This is a genomic window from Paenarthrobacter sp. 22069, assembly GCF_052046035.1.
Classification (GTDB): domain Bacteria; phylum Actinomycetota; class Actinomycetes; order Actinomycetales; family Micrococcaceae; genus Arthrobacter.
Genome location: NZ_JBQEQF010000004.1, coordinates 167,815 through 187,388, shown reverse-complemented (window position 1 = coordinate 187,388; position 19,574 = coordinate 167,815). Strand labels below are relative to the sequence as shown.

Here is a 19,574-nt window from a genome sequence, read left to right as displayed (position 1 = left end):
GCCCGCGCGCACTGCGGAGTCACCGGTTTGCTGTGCAGCTGCACAGGGGTGGAAGGTGGTGCCCGCAAGCCCCTACCGGGCGGCGAGGACCGCTGAGTACAGCTCCCGCTTGCTGACGCGGGCATCCTCCGCGACGGCGGCGACGGCTTCCTTCAGCCGGATGCCCTGTGCCACCAGCCCGTTCACTGCGGCCACGTGGTCCTCCGGGGTACCGGCAGCCTGCTCGGGGGCACCGCCGGCCACCACGGCGATCTCGCCGCGCACCTCGTTGCCCTCCGCCCACTGGAGAAGTTCATCCACGGTGCCGCGGATGACTTCCTCATATGTCTTGGTCAGTTCCCGGCACACTGCGATGGGGCGCTCCGGGCCGAATTTCTCCCGCAGGGCCCGCAGCATTGCCTCCAGCCGGTGCGGCGCCTCGAAGAACACCATGGTGCGGCGCTCCCCGGCCAGGTCCGCGAGCCGGGAAGCCCGCTCACCGGCCTTGCGGGGCAGGAACCCCTCGAAGCAGAACCGGTCCGTTGGCAGGCCGGAGAGCGCCAGTGCCGTGAGGACCGCGGAGGGACCGGGAACCGCCGTGACGGGAAGGCCCGCCGCGATGGCGCCTTCAACGAGCCGGAAGCCCGGGTCGGACACCGCCGGCATCCCGGCGTCGGTCACCATGAGCAGGGTGCTGCCCGCGCGCACCTGGTCGAGGAGCTCAGCAGTCCTGGTGGCCTCGTTGTGCTCGTGGTAGCTGATGACGCGGCCTGTGACGGCAACACCCAGGCTTTGGACCAGGCGGTGGAGGCGGCGCGTGTCCTCGGCGGCAACGATGTCCGCCGTGCCGAGCAGTTCCACCAGGCGGGCGGAGGCATCACCGGTGTTGCCGATGGGTGTGGCGGCCAGGACGATCCTCCCCGCGGTCGACGGGCCGGGTTCGGAAAGGGTGCTCGGGTTCGGATCCACCTCCCAAGCCTACTGCGGCCTGGTCTTCCAGCCGCAAAAGGTAGCATGGGGCTCGTGACGCAGACCTCGACGCGGCCCGCGCGGCCCTGGATCAGCCGGCCGGATGAGGCATACACATTCGAGGCCTTGCGCGCACGGCTCATCGGCCCCGGCCCCGCCTGGCGGGATTACCCGCCGTCGCTTCGGCTCTGGTTCATCCTGGTCCCCGTCCTGACGGCGGTGGCCGGCGGACTCCTCCGGTTCATCCGCCTCGAGGTGCCGCACAAGCTGGTGTTCGACGAGACGTACTACGTCAAGGACGCCTATTCGTACCTCATCAGCGGCTACGAACGCAGCTGGCCGGACAAAGCCAATGATGCCTTCAACGCCGGCAATCCCGATGTCCTGCTGAATACTGCCGAGTATGTGGTCCATCCGCCGGTAGGCAAATGGATGATCGCGGCCGGCATGTGGCTTTTCGGGCCCGGGAATCCCTTCGGCTGGCGTTTCGCGGCGGCGCTCACCGGCACGCTTACCGTTCTCCTGGTCGCGCTGATCGCCCTGAAACTGTTCCGCTCCCTGCCGCTGGCCGGAGCCGCCGGGCTGCTCCTGGCCATCGACGGCCACCACCTGGTGATGTCCCGGACATCACTGCTGGACGTTTTCCTCACGTTCTGGATCCTTGCCGCCTTCGGCGCACTGCTGATGGACCGCGACGACGGGCGGCGGCGGCTTGCCGCACGCCTGGCGCGGGCCGCGGCCGCTAACGGCGGGCAGCCGCCGGCCGGGGCGCTGCTGGCCGGCCCGTGGCTGGGCGTGCGGTGGTGGAGGGTAACCGCCGGCGTGTGCCTGGGCCTGGCCGTGGGAACCAAATGGTCCGGCCTGTTCTTCCTCGCCGCGTTCGGCCTTCTCACCGTGTTGTGGGACCTCAACGCGCGGCGGGTGGCAGGCGTCCAGGGCTGGATCAGCGGCGGCGTCATCCGGGACGGAATCCCCGCGTTCCTCAGCATGGTCCCCGTGGCAGGGATGGTCTACTCCGCCACCTGGACCGGCTGGTTCCTGTCGGACAACGCCTACTACCGGCATTGGGCCGAAAGCAACCCGTCGGCAGAGTGGGGATGGCTCCCCGATTCTGTCCGGTCCCTGGCCCATTACCACCTGGAAGCGTACAAGTTCCACCAGGGCCTCAGCTCGGAGCACCCTTACCAGGCGAGCGCATGGAGCTGGCTGGTCATGGGCCGGCCAACGTCGTTCTTCTATGAATCCCCGCAACAGGGCACGCCGGGCTGTGCGGTGGAAAAGTGCACCTCGGCCATCCTGTCCGTCGGGAATCCGCTGATCTGGTGGACGGCCGCCATTGCGCTGGTGGTCCTGCTCTTCTGGTGGGCGGGACGGCGGGACTGGCGTGCCGGGGCCGTGCTGGCCGGCGTCGCCGCCGGCTACCTGCCGTGGTTCATGTACCCGGAACGGACCATGTTCTACTTCTACGCGGTCTCTTTCGAGCCGTTCCTGGTCCTGGCCCTGGTCTACTGCCTCGGGCTGGTCCTGGGCAGGGCCACGGACCCGCCCTGGCGCCGGCGCTCGGGACTCTACCTGGTGGTCCTGTTCCTGGCCGCTGCCGCCCTGCTGTCGGCGTTCTTCTACCCGATCTGGACCGCAGAAGTAATTCCCTACGTCGACTGGAAAGTCCGGATGTGGATGCCGTCCTGGATCTAGGGCAGGATGGCAACAGATACCTGAAGGAGCCGCTGCCGCGGCGTGGCAGCGGAAACGGAGACCTGTTGTGAGAGAAGCAAGCACGGAACTGCTGGTGGAGCTGGACGCCAACAGCAACGTGACTGACCTGCTGCTGGAGCAGCACGCCGCCAACCCAACCCGCGCCCTGTACCGGCGGAAAGGGCCCAACGGCTGGGTGGACGTGCCCGTGCAGAAATTCCTCCAGGACGTCAGCGCGCTTGCCAAGGGGCTTATCGCCGGCGGACTGGAACCCGGCGACACTGTGGCCGTGATGTCCCCCACCTCCTACGAATGGACGCTGGTGGACTTCGCGGTCTGGTTCGCGGGCGGGGTCACGGTACCCATCTACGAAACGTCGTCCCCGAACCAGGTGGAGTGGATCCTCCAGGACTCAGGGGCCCGCCGCGTCTTCGCCGGCGACCGGGCAACGGTGCAGCTGGTCGCCAACGTCGTCGCCGGTTCCACCGAGCTCAGCGACCGCCTGGTCAATGTGGTGCGGATGGATTACGACGGCGAGGCCCCGGACCTTGCCAGCCTCGCCGCGGCGGGCGCCGGTGTCAGCGACGCCGAGCTGGAGCGGCAGCGCAGCCGCGCCGGCCTGGCTGACCTCGCCTCATTGGTCTACACCTCGGGTACCACGGGTAAGCCGAAGGGCTGTGAGATCACCCATGGGAACTTTGCCTTGGTGGCCAAGAACATCGTGGCGTTCCTGCCCGAGATACTGCAGGAGGGCCCGTCACGCACCTTGATGTTCCTGCCCCTGGCCCACGTGCTGGCCCGGGCTGTCCAGGTGGTGTGCGTGGCCGCCGGCGCAACGCTGGGACATACGCCGGGCGCGGCCCAGCTGCTCGAGGACCTTGGAACGTTCCGGCCCACCTTCCTGCTGGTGGTGCCGCGCATCTTTGAGAAGGTCAGGGCAACGGCGGCGCACAAGGCCGCCGTGGCTGGCAAGGGCAGGCTCTTCGAGGCCGCGGCAGCTGCTGCCATCGACTACTCCCGGGAACAGGACCGGCACAGCCGGGGCGAGGGGCCGGGCCCGGGCCTGTTGAGCCGGATCCGGCACGGGGTCTATGACCGGTTGGTCTATCCGCGGCTGCGCCAGGCACTCGGCGGCGAGGTGGGGTACACCGTTTCCGGTGCCAGTCCCCTGGCCTCCGAGGACGCGCACTTCTTCCGCGGCGCGGGCATTCCCGTCCTCGAGGGTTACGGACTGACCGAAACCACGGCTCCGTGCACCGCCAACACCCCGTCCCGCACCAAAGTCGGAACGGTGGGCATCCCCGTGCCGGGCACCACGATCCGCGTGGCGGAAGACGGCGAAATCCTGGTCAAGGGAATCGGCGTCTTCAGGGGCTACCACCGCAACCCGGCGGCCCAGGCAGAGGCATTCGTGGACGGCTTCTTCCGCACGGGCGACCTGGGCGAGCTGGACAAGGACGGCTTCCTTACGGTCACGGGCCGGAAGAAGGACCTTCTGGTAACGGCCGGCGGCAAGAACGTGGCCCCGGGGCCGCTGGAGGAGAAGATCCGCGCCCATCAGCTGGTGGCCCACGCCGTGGTGGTGGGCGACGGCAAGCCCTTCGTATCAGCCCTGCTGACCCTGGACCCGGAAGGCGTCGCCAACTGGCGGTCGGAGCGGGGCCTGCCGCCACTGCCCCTCAGCGAAGCCATGGACGACCCCCAGGTCCTGGCGGCCTTGCAGGAGGCCGTGGACCTGGCCAACCAGATGGTGTCCAAGGCCGAATCGGTGCGGAGCTTCAAACTCCTGGACACCGAGTTCAGCGTGGAGTCCGGTCACCTGACGCCCTCGCTCAAGCTGAAGAGGTCCGCCGTCGTGAAGGAGTTCCAGGCGGAGATCGCCGAAATTTACGGCTGATCCACTGTTGCGGCCTTGGCCGGCTTGGCTTCGTGCGCAACCCCGCGCCGGCGGCGTGTGGGCCAGGTGAAGACCAGCGTCACGACGGACGCCAGGAGCACCAACCCGGCGATGGCGATGCCGGCATCCATCCAGAACTGGCTGGGGAACAGCCGGATCAACGTGTCATCCAGGCTGAAGGTCCATGACCCATCGGCAAAGAAGATTCGGTGGAATTCGGTGAAGAACTGCTGCCAGCCCAGCACTGCAAGCGTGCCCAGGCCCAGGATCAGGACCAGCATGATGATGGATCCGGCGAAGAGGCCGCGCCGGATGCCGCCGGTGCTGCGCTTGCGCAGGTACAGGATGGCGATCAAGGCCAGGAGGAGCAAAAGCGTCCCGGCACCAAACGTGGACAGGATCACCGCCTTGACGTCCGCCATGTGGCTGACTTCGCCGTCTTTGAACAGTTTCTCGCCACCGCGGTGCACCAGGTCGCCCAGGTAGCGGGGGCCGGCCCAGTTGCTGAGGTAGTCCACAGCGTATGAGCCGTACGTCATCCTGTCGTCGGTGCTGAAGCCGTAGCCGTCACCGGGAAAGCCCTGCCGGTTGTACTCGACCCAGAGGAAGAGCGGGCTGGTCACGGCCCGGACGGCCAGGACCAGGAGGATCACCGGATAGATGATGGCGAGCAGGACCTGCATGACGCGCGGCGCCACCGGTTTGGCATTCGCGGCGCTTTCCCGCTGGGCGTTGCGGCGCGCCACTTCCTCCTCCGGCGGGCGGACGTGCAGCGCGGACGTGGGAAGGGATTCCTTGAAGACCGGTGAACCGGCACCCCCAGGATTACCGGCGGCAGCAGTAGCGGCCGGGGAGCCGGCCGCAGGACGGGCCGCGGTGGAAGACGCGGGTGCAGGACTTTCGACGGCGGAGGACCCGACGGCGGCTTCCGCAGCCTTCCGGTCGGCCCGGCTTTCGGGCTGCAGGGTTTTGCCGGTTTCAGCTCCGGCCTTGGGGGCTCCCGATGGGGCCGCTTCAGTTGTGGCGGGTTCAGGGGTGGCCGGCACGGTTCCTTCGGCTTCAGCCCGGCCTCCGCCCTTCGCAGGACCGCTTCCAACCGGCTTGTCATTGACAGCTTTTTCGTTGCCAGGCGCATCCCCGCCGGCAGGTGTCAGCCAGGAGAACGCGGGCTCGTCGGAATCCCCGGATGTGTCCAGGAACGGCTCCGGCTGCGGCGTGGCGCTTTTGGCGCGGGCCGGTGTTTCGTCATTCACAGCAGCGTCACTTCCGTTGGGTTCCGCACCGGTCCCAGTGCCGGCGCGATTCATTCTCCTGTCGAGCCTACCGTCCGGGACTTGCACGGGGCGAGGAACCACCCCGGCAGGATTACAACGATTCAGGCAGCGATTTCCGTGTAGCCCGCATCTTCGCGGCGAAGGTCTCCGCGCTCCCCGGCAAGGACGGCCCGCCTGCCGAACACGAGGACGTACAGCCAATACGCGGCCAGGACGGCCGCGCCGATCCCGATCCGGGCCCAGCCAGGAAGCGGGCTGGGAGTGACAAACCCTTCCACCAGGCCGGAGACAAACAGCACCAGGACCAGCCCGAGGGCTACGGTGATCAACGACCGGCCCTCCTCCGCCACCGCCCGGCCCCGGGTCCGGGGTCCCGGCGCCACCATGGCCCAAAAGATCCGGAGGCCGGCGGCACAGGCGACGAAGACTGCGGTCAGTTCCATCAGTCCGTGCGGCAGGATGTAGCTGTAAAACACGTCCGATTTTCCGGCTGACGCGAATATTCCGGCGGCAATGCCGACGCCCTGGGCGTTGCCGAAGAGGATCATCGGGACCCAGACCCCGGTAATACCCAAAGCCACCGCCTGGGCACAGATCCAGGCGTTGTTGGTCCAGACGGCACCGGCAAAGGACGCGGCCGGATTTTCTGAGTAGTAGTTGATGAAGTCCTGGTCGACGTACTGGGCGGCCGCGGCCTCGGAGGCCACTGCACGGAGCGCCTCGGCGGATGTTCCTATCCAGGCGGCGTACGCTGCTGCGATGATCACGAAGGCCGTTCCGCAGGCCACGGTAAGCCAGGCCAGGCGGTACAGCGCCGCCGGCAGGGCCGCCACAAAGAACCTCGCCAGGTCAGCCATGGCGTTGGAACGTGCACCGGTGAAGCGGGTCCTGGCCAGCGCCAGCGTTGCTGACAGGGAGGCGGACAGCGCGCTTTCGGGGGCCATGGAGCGGACCAGGGACAGGTGGCCGGAGGTTGACTGGTAGAGCGCCAGCAATTCGTCGGCCTCGGTTCCGCTGAGCCTGCCCTTCCCGGCAAGTTCCTGCAGCCGCGCCCATTTATCCGCGTTGACGGCGGCGAAGGCATCCATGTCCACCGCTACAGCCTAACGCCCGGCATTAGACTTTGACCGTCCGCTATCCGACCATCCATACCCATCAGCTGCGAAGGGCAGGGACGCAGTGTGAGCCCGATCATCACCGGCGAGGCCGTAGTCCTGGAGCTTCGGCCCGCGAGCTTTGCCGCGCGGGCCCTGGGCCTTGCCATCGACGTCGTCGTCCATGTGGTGCTGCTCATCCTGCTCATGATCGGCTTGTCCGCCGCCGGCGCGGATCTGGACCCCGCAGCGGCCCGTGCCCTGGGCCTGGCTGCTGTGGCCTTCAGCCTGGTTGTCGTGCCGGTTGCTGTGGAAACAGTGACCCGTGGCCGCTCCCTGGGAAAGCTGGCCACAGGCCTGAGGGTGGTCCGCGACGATGGGGGCGCCGTCCGGTTCCGGCACGCTGTGATCCGCGGGCTTGCCGGATTCCTGGAGATCTACCTGACGTTCGGCGGCCTTGCCTTCGCGGTGGCGCTCTTCAATGACAAATCGAGGCGCCTCGGCGACCTGCTCGCCGGCACGTATTCGGTGCGCAGCCGGGTGCCTGCTGACGAGGCCGTCCGGGTCTTTGTCCCGCCCCACCTGCAGGCCTGGGCCGCTGCAGCGGACATTGGCCGTATCCCTGACGCAACGGCCCGCCGGGCGGCCCAGTTCATCCGCCAGGCAGGCAGGATGGTTCCCTTTTCCAGGGCCGGCATGGCGCAGGCGATCGCAGCAGAGCTGTCAGCCCACGTGGCCCCGGCGCCGCCGCCGGGGACCGGCCCCCATGACTTTCTGGCCGCCGTCGTCGCTGAGCGGCGGAACAGGGAGTACACCAGGTTGTCCCAGTTACGCCGCCGGAACACGGAAACGGGGCAGCGTCTCCAGCGCCTGCCGTTCGGCGACTGAATCAGTTGTCGTACTCACTCCAGGGAATGTTCCAGTCGCCGAACCCGTCGGTGTTCGCCGCGTAGTCGCCCTCAGTATTGATGATCTGGACCACGTCACCGGTGCCCATGTTGTCGAACACCCATGCCGCGCCGTCGGGCAAGAATCCAATGCAGCCGTGGGAGACGTTGGCGTTTCCGATATACGGGAAAGCGGACTCAAGGGCCTGGTGGATGTAGGCGCCGCTGAGGGTAAGGCGGATGGTGTATTCGACGTCGGCCTCACCGTAGTAGGCGGGGTCACCCGGCTTCAGCCCGATGCTCGCCGCCCTGAAGTGGTCGAAGCGGTTCTTCTCCATCAGCACTGCGTATCCCTTCGCGGAGGGGAAGGCTTGTCCCCCATGCTGACCGGCAGCGTCTTGACGGGCTGGTCATTGACACTCAGGGTGAACGTGTGGGCCGTGGCGTCAGCGATGGCCACCTTCTTGTCTCCAATGGAAACGTTGACCTTCTTATTGAAATTCGCGATCTGGCCGTTGCCCAGGTCGACGCCGAAAAGCTGCATGTCCATGGTGACAGTGGAGTTCGCTGCCCAGAAGTTCTCCGGGCGGTACCGGACCATGGTGTCGCTGTACCAGTGGAACGCCCCCGCCTGTCCTGCCGTGGTGGTGATCTTGATGGCCTTTTCGACGGCGGCCCGGTTGGTAACCGGCTCGCTGAAGATGATCTGGAGCGGCTGCCCCACGCCCACTTTCATGCCGTTGAGCGGGTAGATGGCGGCGTCGGCCTCGTGGGAGCTGGATACGGTGTTGAAGGACTGGGTGGTGCTTGTCTCGCGTCCTACGGAATCCTTGACCACGTAGGTATAGCTGTATTCGGTGTTGAAGTCCAGGGGGGCGGTGGCAGACCACGCCGTCCCGCTGGGATCGATGCTGCCGTCAACGGTCTTGCCGGCTGTGCTGGCCAAGGTGACGCGCTGGATGGTTCCGTTGGCAACTTTCAAGGAAACGGGAGCGGCAGGATTGACCTGTTTGGCACCATTGGCGGGGGCCGCATCCAGGGCCACCGGCGGCACTACGGGCAAGGCAATCCCGGGTGAAGTGCGCAATGCAGAGGCAGCCTCAGATTCAAGCGGTCCACCGGCAAGGCCCGGAGCGACCGCGGCAAAAACCCCGCCCACGGCCGCCAGGACACAGACGGCAGCCACGGCGAGGATTTTCTTGGCAGTCCCCCGGCGCCGGGGCTTTACATCAGGCTCCATGATTTCGATCCTACGTGCAGGACGTAACGGCCCGGGCCCTTACGGCTCAGTAACGATAGTGTTCAGTAACGATAGTGCTCAGGCTTGTACGGGCCTGCCGCATCGATGTCCAAATACTCTGCCTGCTCCTTGGTCAGTTCCGTGAGCTCCACGCCCAGGGCATCCAGGTGCAGCCGTGCGACCTTCTCGTCCAGGACCTTGGGCAGGACGTAGACCTTGTTGCCGTACTCGTGCTGGTCCCGCTTGGTCCACAGTTCGATTTGCGCGATGGTCTGGTTGGCGAACGAGTTGCTCATGACGAACGACGGATGCCCGGTCGCATTACCCAGGTTCAGCAGCCGGCCCTCGGAGAGAACGATGATGGAGCGCTCCGTGCCGGTGCCTTCTTCAAAGACCCACTCGTGGACCTGTGGCTTGATTTCGACCTTCTTCACACCGGGGATGCGGGCAAGGCCGGCGATGTCGATCTCGTTGTCGAAGTGGCCGATGTTGCCCACGATGGCTTTGTTCTTCATTCCGGCCATGTGCTCGGCCAGGATGACGTCCTTGTTGCCGGTGGTGGTGATGAAGATGTCGCCTTGGGCCAGGACTGATTCCAGCTTGGCCACCTGGTAGCCGTCCATGGCCGCCTGCAGGGCGCAGATGGGATCGATTTCGGTGACGATGACGCGCGAACCCTGGCCACGCAGCGCTTCCGCCGCACCCTTGCCGACGTCGCCGTAGCCGCAGACGACGGCGACCTTTCCGCCCATGAGGACGTCCGTGGCACGGTTGATGCCGTCCGGCAGGGAGTGGCGGATGCCGTACTTGTTGTCGAACTTGCTCTTGGTCACGGAGTCGTTGACATTGATGGCCGGGAAGAGCAGCTTGCCCTGGTCAGCCAGCTGGTACAGGCGGTGCACGCCCGTGGTGGTTTCCTCGCTGACGCCCTTGATCGTGGCCGCGGTCCGGGTCCACTTTTGCGGGTCGGCGGCGAGCGAACGGCGCAGCACGTCGAGGAAGATGCCGTACTCCTCGGAATGCTCCGGGTCGGCGGAGGGAACGTTGCCCGCGGCCTCGAACTCGACACCCTTGTGGACCAGCATGGTGGCGTCGCCGCCGTCGTCGAGGATCATGTTGGGGCCAAGTTCAGGATTGGTATCGGCACCTGGCCAGGTGAGGATCTGCTCGGCGGTCCACCAGTATTCCTCAAGAGTCTCGCCCTTCCAGGCGAACACCGGAACGCCCTGGGGATCCTCAACGGTGCCCTTGCCCACCACCACGGCCGCCGCGGCTTCGTCCTGGGTGGAGAAGATGTTGCAGGAGGCCCAGCGGACCTCTGCGCCAAGGGCAGTGAGCGTCTCTATCAGCACCGCGGTCTGCACCGTCATGTGCAGCGAACCGGCAATCCGGGCGCCCTTGAGCGGCTGGGTGGCCCCGAACTCCTCACGGAGGGACATCAGGCCGGGCATCTCGTGCTCCGCCAGGCGGATCTGGTGCCGGCCGGCTTCCGCCAGGGAAATGTCGGCAATCTTGTACTCAAAAGTCATGGGTGGTCCTTTGCTTGGTCCGGGTCCTGGTCCAGTCCCCGTTCGGCTCTTCTTGTGCGGGGCGAATGCGGTGGGCTACTGCTTCGCCACGGCGGGATCGTGCTGGTCCGAGCCCGCCGAGAGCGCTGCAGCCAGCAGCTCCGGCGGCAGCAGCAATGGAATCCCGTCCTCAATGGCATACCGGTTCCTGGCCCCGGTATCCCCCGCAGCAGTGGCCACGAGCTCCTCCCCCTCCTGGACCAGGGGCGAGCCGGTCACAGGGCAACGCAGGACGGACAACAGCTCGGGACTGATCTTTGGCATTTGTTCATGCTCCCTGGCGGGCGCGCTCGCGCCGGTGGCGGAAAAGATGTGCAGCATCCAGCCTACCGCCAGATGGGGGTCAGGAAGGTTCCCGGAGGACCCGCAGGTGGCCCCGCCGAACCCCTTCGGTGCCCGCCGGCGCCTCAAGGGCGGAATGGTGCGTCCGCTGGGCGGGGGGCTGGGCCTCGGGCGGAAGCGCGGCGGCATCGCGGACGGCGTTCGCCAGTGCCAGCAGGTCGTCCGGCCCGGGCTGCTGGGGGGTGGAGGGCATCGCCAGACGCAGGACTTCCCAGCCGCGCGGGACGGTCAACGAGTCAGCATGCTGTTCACAGAGGTCGTAGCAGTGCGGTTCCGCGTAGGTGGCCAACGGACCCAGGACCGCGGTGGAGTCTGCGTATACGTACGTCAGGGTGGCCACCGCCGGCTGGCGGCAGGCGGACCTTGAACACTGACGGATGGCTCCCACGACATCACAGACTACCCCTTCCTGGGGCAAAAGCCGCGCATTGCGGCGCTGGCCGACGCGCCCCCGCCGCGACGGCGATGTATCGCGTAAACGCGCCACCGGGTTTACAGTCAATGTATGCAGTCATCGAACCATGAATCAGATTTTTCGGTCCGGTTGGCTGACCCGGATGCCCCCACGGGCCCGGGTGTGGAGACTGCCGGGAAAAGCTTCTCAAGGCGGCGCCGGAACCGTCATGGACGGGGCCTGCGGGGCGAGGTGATGCTGCCCACCCACCCCGGATACCGCACCCGCGCCGATCGTTTCGACGACATGGTGCTGGACTCGGCCCAGCGGCTGCACGACATCTGGGGCAAAACCCTCGACGGCGTCCGGTTCGGTGTCGACGAAATCCCGCCGGACCTCGAACAGCTGGCCGCTAACGCCTCCGCGGCACCCATGGGCGCTTACACCCCCGCTGCCGGTGGCGAGGGTCCCATGATCACGGTGTACCGGAGGGTGGTGGAACAGGCATGCTCCACTGTGGAAGAGCTCCAGGACCTGGTCCACGACGTCGTCGTCGAACATACTGCTGAAATGCTGGGTGTGGCGCCCGAGACGCTGGACCCGGTCTACCGCCGCCGTTACTGACTCCGATGTTCCCGGCGCCCGCGTCACGAGGCCGACGCGGCCCACACCACGTCCGAGGCCCGGGGTTACGGGCAGGGGCTACGAGCCCAAGCTGACCGGAACTGTCTCCTGCCCTGCAGCAGCTGCCAGGAAGCCCAGGGCTGAGACGTCGTTGCGGCCATCCTGCTCCAGGAGCACCGCCCCGTAGGCCGCATCACCTGAGGCGGACACCACGTAGCCCACGACGTCGGCCCCGTCGGCCTTCTCCGGGACGGCGATGGAAGTGGTCGTCCCGCCGGCAATATCCGCCGTGGCGTTCGCGCGCACCTTCCCGTCGGCGGTGATGGCGGCGTAGGAAATGGTGGCCCTGGCGTCCAGCGCCCCGAACACCAGTTGGCGGAGGCCGCCCTTGGGTACCGGAATGACGTGCTGGCTCCCGAGCCGGACGGCCGACGGGGCCCACGCCACGTCCGAGGCCTGTCCCGGCTGGAGCCCACGGCCCATGCGCGTGGCTGCAACGATGGACACGTCGGATGAGGCCTCGACGGTGTACTGGCCCGCCGGCACGCCGGCCAGCGGTACCTCAGTGGTTGACCCGGCTTTCGCGGTGATCACGCCGCCGGATGGAAGCGCATGCTGGCCGTCCCGCCCGTATAGTTTGATCTCCACTACGGCGTCGGCGGCACCGGGAACAGTCAGCTCCAAGGCAGGCGCAGCGTCCCTGTAGCCGGCCTGGGCCGTCAGCGCAGCAACGGCGGCGGGGTCCTGGATGTCGACGCCGGTCATGACCTGGCGGAGAGCCGGCGCAGTGCCTGGGCTGATGAAATCCACGCCCCCGGGGGTGAGCCCACGCAGCACGCTTTGCTGGATGGTGGCTGCAACGGGGCCGCCCGCGCTGCGGACGTGCACGCTGAGCTGCGCCTCGTTGGGCGCTAGTCCGGCGAGGACCACGCTGCGGGTGGTGCCGGGGGCAACGAGCAATCCACGGCTGCCGGGCGCCTGGATCTGGCCGCCGGAGCCGAACAGCTCGAGGCTGACGGTTGCCGGGGTGCTGGAGGCGTTGGTCAGGGCCAGCACGGAGGTGCGGCCAACCACGGTGCTGGCACCGGCCAGCCACTGGTCGTTCAGGGGTTGCGTGCAGGATGCTGCGGCACTGCCCTGGAGGTCGCCATCGGTCGCGGTGTACTTCACGGCACCTGCGGCCGAGGCATTCTGGTTTGCCACGGCGTCGGCGCGAAGGACGTTCACCTGGTCCACCGTGCGGTCGGCCACCACTCCGGCAAGGAGTTCCTGGGGAGCTCCGGAAGCAGGCGCCGGGCCGGGATCCTTGGCGATGTCGACGGCGGCCGTTCCGTCGAGGCGGGCGAGCCGGCTTCCGGGCAGCACGCCTCCGGCGCTGAGCACAGCTGCACTGACCTTGGTTGCTGCGGTTGCGGACTCGGGGCGGAACTGGGCGTCGGTGCCGGCGTCGGTGCCTTCCAGCAGCCGGGCGGGGCCGGGGCATACGCCCAGGCTTGCCCCGGCGGGAACGGCGGCCTGCGCCGGCGGTACGGTCCGGCTGGAGCCGGGCCCGGGCACGGCAGTCCCTGCCGCCACCACCGCTCCCGCTGCAGCGAGGATCAGGACGCCGGCGGCTACTCCGGCCACGGATGCAGCACGGCCGTTGGTGCCCGGCTCGCGGCTGGCACCCCGGCTGGACGGCTTCCTTCCCTTGCCTTTCCCGGAGGCAGGGGCCGCCTTTTCGGCCGGGCCGGGGTTTGCGCCCGCTGATTCGTCAGCGGCGGCACTTCGGGCAGCGGTCGGCGGAGTGTGCTCATGCATGCTGGTGTTCCTTACGCAGGGAGCCCTCGTCACGGGACAGGCCGGTCCGTGGCCGCTGGGCAGGCATGGGAATGGCGAGGATGACGGTAAGGCCTATCACCGTGATCTGGGCGGCAGCGGCCCAGAACGCCCAGGGGTTTTCGTACCGGACGGTCAGCTGGCCGGCGGCGGCCGGAAGCGTGAAGGCCTGGGACCAACCGGACGTCGTGGCGGTCAGCTTGCGGCCGTCAAGCCATGCGCTCCACCCGGGGTCGGCGCGCTCGGCAAGGACCACCAGCCTGCCCTCGGGCCCGGCAGGAACAGGGGCGTCGACGTCGACCGTTCCGGAGGCGACCAAAGCCGTGGCAGCACCGCGGGAATCCACGATGCGCACACGGTGCGCGACGTCCGCGGCCTGGAGCACGGACTGGTTCAGCGGGCTGATGCGCCACAGCCACCCCACATCGGTTTGCCCCACAGCCACGAGGCCGGGCACAGCGTCCATCCTGCTGGCGGTCAGTTGGGCTGCGGTGTCCGCGGAGCGCAGCACCACAAATCCGACACCCAGCTGTTCGAGATCGGCCCGGGGGTCAACGCCCTGCCCGGCAACCATGGTCGCGACAACGCGGCGGACAGCTGCAGTGACGTCGTCGTCCTCACGCACCTCCTCCGCGCCGGGGGCACCGATGATGTTCCGGGCCGAGGCGATTGCGGAGAGGCTGTCCAGCGTGGTACCGGAACCACGCATCAGTGATGCGTTGTAGGTGCCGTCATCGCCGGTGCTGAGCAGGAGGGTCCGGGTCTGTTCAGGCCCAGTCCCGCGGTCGATGGCGGTGGCGGGGAGGGACCGCCCCGCGGCGGCTTCCACCAGCCGCCGGGTTCCCAATGCTCCCCCAGCCCCGTCGGTTGCCGGACCGGGAGCGGTGGAGGCCTCCCGGACCGCCGTGCCGGTAGGGGCGGCTGTAGCTGCGGGACGCAGCAGGTTCTGCGCGGACCACGCAGCCATGCCAGCCAGCGGCCCCGCCAGCAGCAACACCAGGCCCAGCGCCACGGCTGCGCGGGCCGCTGTCCTCGCTTTGGCACCGTTGGCCGCCGGCCGCCGGGCTGCTGTGAGCAGTTGTTCACACCCGAGGAGTGCCGCCGAAAGGAGCGTAAAGGAAGCAGCGGACACCGCCGGTCCGGTGAAAGGCGTCACCATCACGCCTGCGTTCAGGCCGGTGGCAACGTGGCCGGCCAGCCAACTGCCGGCCAGGGCGAGGACGGCAGCAATCCAAAACCAGCTCGCGGTCCGTGACCGCCGTCCCGGGCTGAAGAGTCCGACAACGGCGAGGAACAACGTCGGCACGGCGATGAGCAGCGCCAGCAACAGGCTCCAGGGAATGGAGCCGTCTGCGAACAGGGCGAGTCCGCGGAGGCCCCGTGCGGGGTCGAATGCAAGCGGCTGGCCCAGGAGCTGCTGCCAGAGCGGGGCCGCGTCAAAGGCGAGGGGCAGTCCCGGATCGGCCAAAAGGGCGCGTGGCCGGTCCAGGGTGGACAGTGCGAACGGGAGGAACAGGGCTGCGCTGGGCAACAGAGCCCACCACACTGTCCGGCCGCGCCTGCCCAGCAGGACGCCGCACAGCACGATCATCATAGTGGCCGGGACCAGCAGGGACGGCGCCGCTGCCGTGGTGACCGCAAGTGCCAGCCCGGAGGCCGCTGCAGCCGTCCAGGAGGGGACACCGTTGATGCCCGCCTTGGCCGGGGGCTGTTCGCCGGACCGGACTTCAGGTGCGGATGCGGTGTTGAACCGGCCGTGGCCGACGGCCGATCCGGTTGCCCGCAACAGGCCCAGGACGACCAGCGGCAGCATGATGTGGGCGATTAGCGCACCCGCGCGGCCCTGGTTGAGGGCAGCCTGGAGTGCCGGTGCGGCAGCCCACATCACGGCAGCCACGAAGCGGAGGCGGCGGCGTACCGTCACCCCGCCCGCCGCGAACCACGCCGTGAGGCCGGACAGCGGGGCGCCAAGGAGCAGCAGCCATGCCATGGCCGGGTTGGCATCCCCTCCCCCGAACACACCGATGATCCAGAGGACATAGTCAAAGGGGTCGCCGTGGCCGGGAAGACCTGCACCCAGGCTGACCCACCAGCTTGAAGCGTTGTGCCAGATGTCCCCCAGGCCGGCGGAGACGGGAATCAGCGCTCCACCGTTGACGGCGGCGGCCCGGAACAATCCCGTCAAGGCGAGGAGCGATGCCACCGAAGCGATGATGACGGCGGCCAGGGCGCCGTTGCCCACCCACCCGCGTTTGCTGGTGGCCAGGGCGGCAAAGTCGTCTGCGGCATCACCGGTTGGCTGGTGGGCAAGCGGATCCTGCACCAGGTGATCGGCCGCGGAACCATCCGATCCCAGCGCCTCCATCAGGGACCGGCGATGGCTCCAGACTTCCCGGCGGGGTGTCTGGAGTTTGCGGATGACGGAGCGCCGGATACGCCGCGTACGCTTGGCGTTCCGCCGGGCCTTGGCAAGGGCGCCCGGCCGGCCGAGGGCCGCGCAGGTGGCGAGAAGCTGGGAGATGCCGTGGCCGGGATCCTTGACTACGATGCTCAGGACCAGTTTGAAGATGCTTCCCAGCAAGGCACCGACGGCATGCACGGGCACCATCCACAGCGGGCTGTGCTTCAGGCGCAGGTGGACCTGCGCCTTGCGCGCTGCGGAGGGGTTTCCCAGCGCATGCGGCCGGTGCGCAACGTGGAACATCCGGGCTGCCGGAACCACCACGACGCGGTGGCCGGCGAGGCGGTTGCGCCAGCAGAAATCAACGTCGTCGCCGCTGCCCGGAAGGGCGGGGTCGAAACCGCCCAGCTCTTCCCAGATGTCGCGGCGCACCAGCATGCCGGCGGAGTTCACAGCAAAAGTGTCGGTGCGGCCGTCGTACTGGCCCTGATCCATTTCGTCGGCGTCGATAAGGGTGAGTCGTTCGGCCCACCTGCTGGTGGAAAGCCCTACGTCCAGCAGTCTCCGTGGCGAGTGCCAGTCCAGTTGCTTGCAGCCGGCAACAGTAACTGAGGGGGCGCGTTCCACCGCGCCGAGCAGTTCAGCGAGTGCTTCCGGCGCGGGCGCGGCGTCATCGTGCAGGAGCCAGATCCACTCCGTCCCGCCCTCTTCGGAATTTCCGTTGAACGGCGACAGCGAAGCCAGCGCAGCGGAAACGGCGGCACCCATGCCGCCCTTGCCCCGGGGATGGCTGACGACCCCGGCCTCACCCAGGGCGTGGGTGAGGAGGCCGTACGAGTCATCGCCGGATCCGGTGTCCACGCCGATGGCGCGGTCGACCGGCCGGGTTTGGGCCGCCAGGGCTGAAAGTGTTTTGGGCAGATAGGCACTGCCGTTGTGGGCGACCACAACGGCAGTGACATGGACATCCTGAAGAATTAGATTGCTCGCTTCCTTAGCCGCCGGCGCTCACGCTCGGACAGGCCTCCCCAGATGCCAAACCGCTCGTCATTGGCCAGCGCGTACTCCAGGCACTGCGACCTTACGTTGCAGGCCCCGCAAACCTTCTTGGCATCGCGGGTGGAGCCGCCCTTTTCGGGGAAGAAAGCTTCCGGATCAGTCTGCGCGCACAAAGCGTCCGTTTGCCAGCCCAGCTCACCTTCGTCGTCGAAGTCTTGCTGCAGCGGCAGCCCGATCCAGACCGGCTGGGTAGTCCCGGCCGCAGCGAGCTCCATAGGGGGATCGAGGTCGTCTTCGGGCTCAGCGCCGCCGTCAAGGAACGCTTCGTGCGCTGCCAGGAACGCCGTGGCCTGGTCCTCGAGGATGCTGGTGGAATTCCTGTTATACCGCTCTGCAGCATCAGGATCGGCGGGATCGACGTACCAATCACTCGGCACCCCCCGTGCACGGTACTTTGCCGTTGCCTGACCGGCTACGACGGCATCTTCCTGGATACGCTCTGCTTGCCCCACGGCGACCCTCCTGATGTTTCAGCCACTGCCTGGATACGTGGACACTCGGTTGTGTGCCGGTATTTACGCAATTGCTTTAGATACCTAATTACACGTGTGTAACTAGGGTGAGTCAAGCCGTTGCCGGGATAATAGACAGTCGCAGCGGAGAAATTTGCGCACGCCACGCCCGGGATTTTTACCCGGCTCCCGCCGCCGGCGCCGCAATGCCGCCTTTTGGCGACAAGTCGGGCGGACAAATGTCTTTACTGGCGCGAAAAATACCTGCCCTCCGCCGAAATAGCAAGCAGGCTTAGCACCATTGGTGATTAACATCACATCCCCGCTGCGGTGCGCTGCGGGCAGGAGGAGGCGGATGACCCTGGGATTCCCGGGTGGCAGGATGAAGCCATGACGACTATCCCCGTAATCGACCTCATGGGCAGCCTCCGATCCGGCAACTCCACCGCACCGCGACTGACGTGGTACGGACCCGATGCGGAGCGGGTGGAACTGTCCGGCCGCGTATTGGACAACTGGGTGGCGAAGACCAGCAACCTGCTCCAGGATGAGCTGGACGCCGAACCCGGCATGCGGCTGCGGCTGGCGCTTCCGGCCCACTGGAAAGCAATGGTCTGGGCGCTGGCCGGGTGGCAACTGGGACTGGAGACCGTCCTCGACGGCGGCCCGGCGGACTTCCTGGCCACGGACAATCCCGCCGCAGCAGATGCACAGTACGACGCCGTCATTGCAGTCGCGCTTCCCGCCCTCGCCATGCGCTGGTCCGGGGACCTCCCAGGCGGCTGCCTCGACTACGCCGCTGAGGTGCGATCCCACGGAGACGTCTTCATGCCGCATTCAGACCCCGATCCGTCGGCGCCTGCCGTCCACACCGCTGAGGGGCGCAAAATCCTCCACCGGGAGCTGATCACAGATTTTGCCCTGCCGCACAGCGAAGGCACCAGGCTGCATGTGCCTGCTGCCGACGGTTTGGAAGCGGCATTGGCCAATGCTTTGGGAGCCTGGCAGCAGGGCGGGTCGGTGGTGGTGACGCACCCGGACGTGGCGCTGACGGACAAACTCCTGGCGGATGAGCGCATCCACGGCAAGTAGCCGGCAATCCGGTGCCGCGTTCCCGGCAGGCTCCTTCAGTTCCCTGCGGCCAGTCCCGTGCTGGGGTGGCTGCGGGACTGGCAGCCGGGCTTCCTAGGCCTTGGGGGCGCCATCGGCGGGCGCGGATGCCGAACGTTCAGCCTCCTGGGCGTGTTCCTTGCGGGGATGCGCTTCGAGGATCTCGTGGTCGTGGGAGAACTCCGGCTCCTGGTCCAGTTCCTGGTTGAACACCAGGAAGCGGTACGCGAAGAAGCGGACCACGGTGGCCACCAGGATGCCCGCCACGCCGGCGAGGAACAGCAGGTTCTTGTCGTCAATACCCAGCCCGTACTTTGCCAGCGCCGTAAATCCGGTGGAAATGCCGATGCCGATGCCATTGATAATGACGAACATGACAAACTCGCGGAGCACGTTCGCCTGGCGCCGGTGGCGGAAGGTCCAGAATCGGTTCGCAATCCACGAGAAGACGGTGGCTACCGTGGCACCCACGAACCGGGCCTTCGCCTCGCTGTCGGACATGGGCCCGTGCATCAGGTAATAGGTCAGGCCGTTGTCGATGACGAACGCCACACCGCCAACCGCACCAAACTTGGCCACCTCGCGCCAAAAGAGTGAGGCGAGCCCCCGGATACGATCTGCAAGTGCGCTAAACATGACCCTCCATGGCCGTCCGAACTGTGGGCCACTCGGCCAAGGGTCCATTTTAGCCCCCAAAGCTTGGAGTGTGCCCCGTACAGCAGGTGGCCCATGCCACGTTCGTGGGAAATCCCCCGCCCCCGCCGGGCCATA

The 19,574-nt window shown here is 67.4% G+C and carries 15 protein-coding genes and 1 pseudogene; 5 read left to right on the top strand and 11 right to left on the bottom strand.

Going from position 1 to position 19,574, the window contains the following annotated elements; genetic code table 11:
• Positions 1–72: 72 nt before the first annotated feature.
• Entirely contained in the window at positions 73–948 is an 876-nt protein-coding gene (gene rsmI, locus ACTJK0_RS04850; protein ID WP_440744446.1) for a 16S rRNA (cytidine(1402)-2'-O)-methyltransferase, read from the bottom strand.
• 45 nt (positions 949–993) lie between these two features.
• Here rsmI and ACTJK0_RS04845 point away from each other — a divergent pair, with 45 nt between their 5' ends.
• Entirely contained in the window at positions 994–2,643 is a 1,650-nt protein-coding gene (locus tag ACTJK0_RS04845) for a dolichyl-phosphate-mannose--protein mannosyltransferase (protein WP_440744445.1), read from the top strand.
• 67 nt (positions 2,644–2,710) lie between these two features.
• Complete coding sequence (locus ACTJK0_RS04840) at positions 2,711–4,540, top strand: AMP-dependent synthetase/ligase (protein WP_440744444.1); 1,830 nt, start codon at positions 2,711–2,713, stop codon at positions 4,538–4,540.
• Here the strand turns inward: ACTJK0_RS04840 and ACTJK0_RS04835 are convergent.
• Both ACTJK0_RS04835 and ACTJK0_RS04830 read right to left on the bottom strand, forming a co-directional pair.
• Complete coding sequence (locus tag ACTJK0_RS04835; RefSeq protein WP_440744443.1) at positions 4,531–5,793, bottom strand: TIGR01906 family membrane protein; 1,263 nt, start codon at positions 5,791–5,793, stop codon at positions 4,531–4,533. The two genes, ACTJK0_RS04840 and ACTJK0_RS04835, sit on opposite strands and share 10 nt — an antisense overlap.
• 122 nt (positions 5,794–5,915) lie before the next feature.
• Positions 5,916–6,908: a stage II sporulation protein M gene (locus tag ACTJK0_RS04830; RefSeq protein ID WP_440744442.1), complete on the bottom strand. Its 993-nt coding sequence runs from the start codon at positions 6,906–6,908 to the stop codon at positions 5,916–5,918.
• An 87-nt stretch (positions 6,909–6,995) separates the two neighbouring features.
• Between ACTJK0_RS04830 and ACTJK0_RS04825 the strand changes: the two genes are divergently transcribed.
• Positions 6,996–7,796 (top strand): RDD family protein, encoded by an 801-nt coding sequence (locus ACTJK0_RS04825; protein WP_440744441.1) that lies wholly within the window; start codon positions 6,996–6,998, stop codon positions 7,794–7,796.
• Between the two features lies 1 nt (position 7,797).
• On the opposite strand, the pseudogene ACTJK0_RS04820 reads toward ACTJK0_RS04825, so the two are convergent.
• The 4 genes and pseudogenes from ACTJK0_RS04820 to ACTJK0_RS04805 form a co-directional block, all read right to left on the bottom strand.
• Positions 7,798–9,035, bottom strand: a pseudogene (locus ACTJK0_RS04820) (L,D-transpeptidase).
• A gap of 62 nt (positions 9,036–9,097) precedes the next feature.
• On the bottom strand, positions 9,098–10,564 hold the full coding sequence (gene ahcY, locus ACTJK0_RS04815) for an adenosylhomocysteinase (protein WP_440744440.1): 1,467 nt from the start codon (positions 10,562–10,564) through the stop codon (positions 9,098–9,100).
• Between the two features lie 75 nt (positions 10,565–10,639).
• Complete coding sequence (locus tag ACTJK0_RS04810; RefSeq protein WP_110542928.1) at positions 10,640–10,867, bottom strand: hypothetical protein; 228 nt, start codon at positions 10,865–10,867, stop codon at positions 10,640–10,642.
• Between the two features lie 79 nt (positions 10,868–10,946).
• A complete protein-coding gene (locus tag ACTJK0_RS04805) occupies positions 10,947–11,333 on the bottom strand; it encodes a DUF3499 domain-containing protein (protein ID WP_110542821.1) in 387 nt (128 codons plus the stop codon).
• 117 nt (positions 11,334–11,450) lie between these two features.
• Here ACTJK0_RS04805 and ACTJK0_RS04800 point away from each other — a divergent pair, with 117 nt between their 5' ends.
• On the top strand, positions 11,451–11,963 hold the full coding sequence (locus tag ACTJK0_RS04800; protein WP_110542820.1) for a metallopeptidase family protein: 513 nt from the start codon (positions 11,451–11,453) through the stop codon (positions 11,961–11,963).
• Between the two features lie 78 nt (positions 11,964–12,041).
• Here ACTJK0_RS04800 and ACTJK0_RS04795 read toward each other — a convergent pair whose 3' ends face one another.
• Genes ACTJK0_RS04795 through ACTJK0_RS04785 form a run of 3 tightly spaced genes read right to left on the bottom strand, consistent with a single transcriptional unit; the run spans position 12,042 to position 17,693 of the window.
• Entirely contained in the window at positions 12,042–13,763 is a 1,722-nt protein-coding gene (locus ACTJK0_RS04795) for a DUF5719 family protein (protein ID WP_440744439.1), read from the bottom strand.
• Entirely contained in the window at positions 13,756–17,130 is a 3,375-nt protein-coding gene (locus ACTJK0_RS04790; protein ID WP_440744438.1) for a glycosyltransferase family 2 protein, read from the bottom strand. The genes ACTJK0_RS04795 and ACTJK0_RS04790 overlap by 8 nt, the downstream gene beginning before the upstream one ends.
• Positions 17,131–17,159: 29 nt before the next feature.
• Positions 17,160–17,693, bottom strand: coding sequence for a WhiB family transcriptional regulator (locus ACTJK0_RS04785; RefSeq protein WP_110542817.1), 534 nt, complete (start codon positions 17,691–17,693; stop codon positions 17,160–17,162).
• A 390-nt stretch (positions 17,694–18,083) separates the two neighbouring features.
• Between ACTJK0_RS04785 and ACTJK0_RS04780 the strand changes: the two genes are divergently transcribed.
• Positions 18,084–18,785 carry a TIGR03089 family protein gene (locus ACTJK0_RS04780; protein WP_440744437.1) on the top strand — a complete coding sequence of 234 codons (702 nt, stop codon included), beginning with the start codon at positions 18,084–18,086 and terminating at the stop codon, positions 18,783–18,785.
• A gap of 93 nt (positions 18,786–18,878) precedes the next feature.
• Here ACTJK0_RS04780 and ACTJK0_RS04775 read toward each other — a convergent pair whose 3' ends face one another.
• Positions 18,879–19,439 (bottom strand): GtrA family protein, encoded by a 561-nt coding sequence (locus ACTJK0_RS04775; RefSeq protein WP_440744436.1) that lies wholly within the window; start codon positions 19,437–19,439, stop codon positions 18,879–18,881.
• Positions 19,440–19,574: the final 135 nt, after the last annotated feature.

Bases quoted from the DNA above. Each gene is read 5' to 3' on its own strand.
- ACTJK0_RS04780 (WP_440744437.1), top strand. From the start codon at position 18,084: ATGACGACTATCCCCGTAATCGACCTCATGGGCAGCCTCCGATCCGGC.
- ACTJK0_RS04795 (WP_440744439.1), bottom strand. From the start codon at position 13,763: ATGCATGAGCACACTCCGCCGACCGCTGCCCGAAGTGCCGCCGCTGAC.
- ACTJK0_RS04800 (WP_110542820.1), top strand. From the start codon at position 11,451: ATGCAGTCATCGAACCATGAATCAGATTTTTCGGTCCGGTTGGCTGAC.
- ACTJK0_RS04845 (WP_440744445.1), top strand. From the start codon at position 994: ATGGGGCTCGTGACGCAGACCTCGACGCGGCCCGCGCGGCCCTGGATC.
- ACTJK0_RS04810 (WP_110542928.1), bottom strand. From the start codon at position 10,867: ATGCCAAAGATCAGTCCCGAGCTGTTGTCCGTCCTGCGTTGCCCTGTG.
- ahcY (WP_440744440.1), bottom strand. From the start codon at position 10,564: ATGACTTTTGAGTACAAGATTGCCGACATTTCCCTGGCGGAAGCCGGC.
- ACTJK0_RS04775 (WP_440744436.1), bottom strand. From the start codon at position 19,439: ATGTTTAGCGCACTTGCAGATCGTATCCGGGGGCTCGCCTCACTCTTT.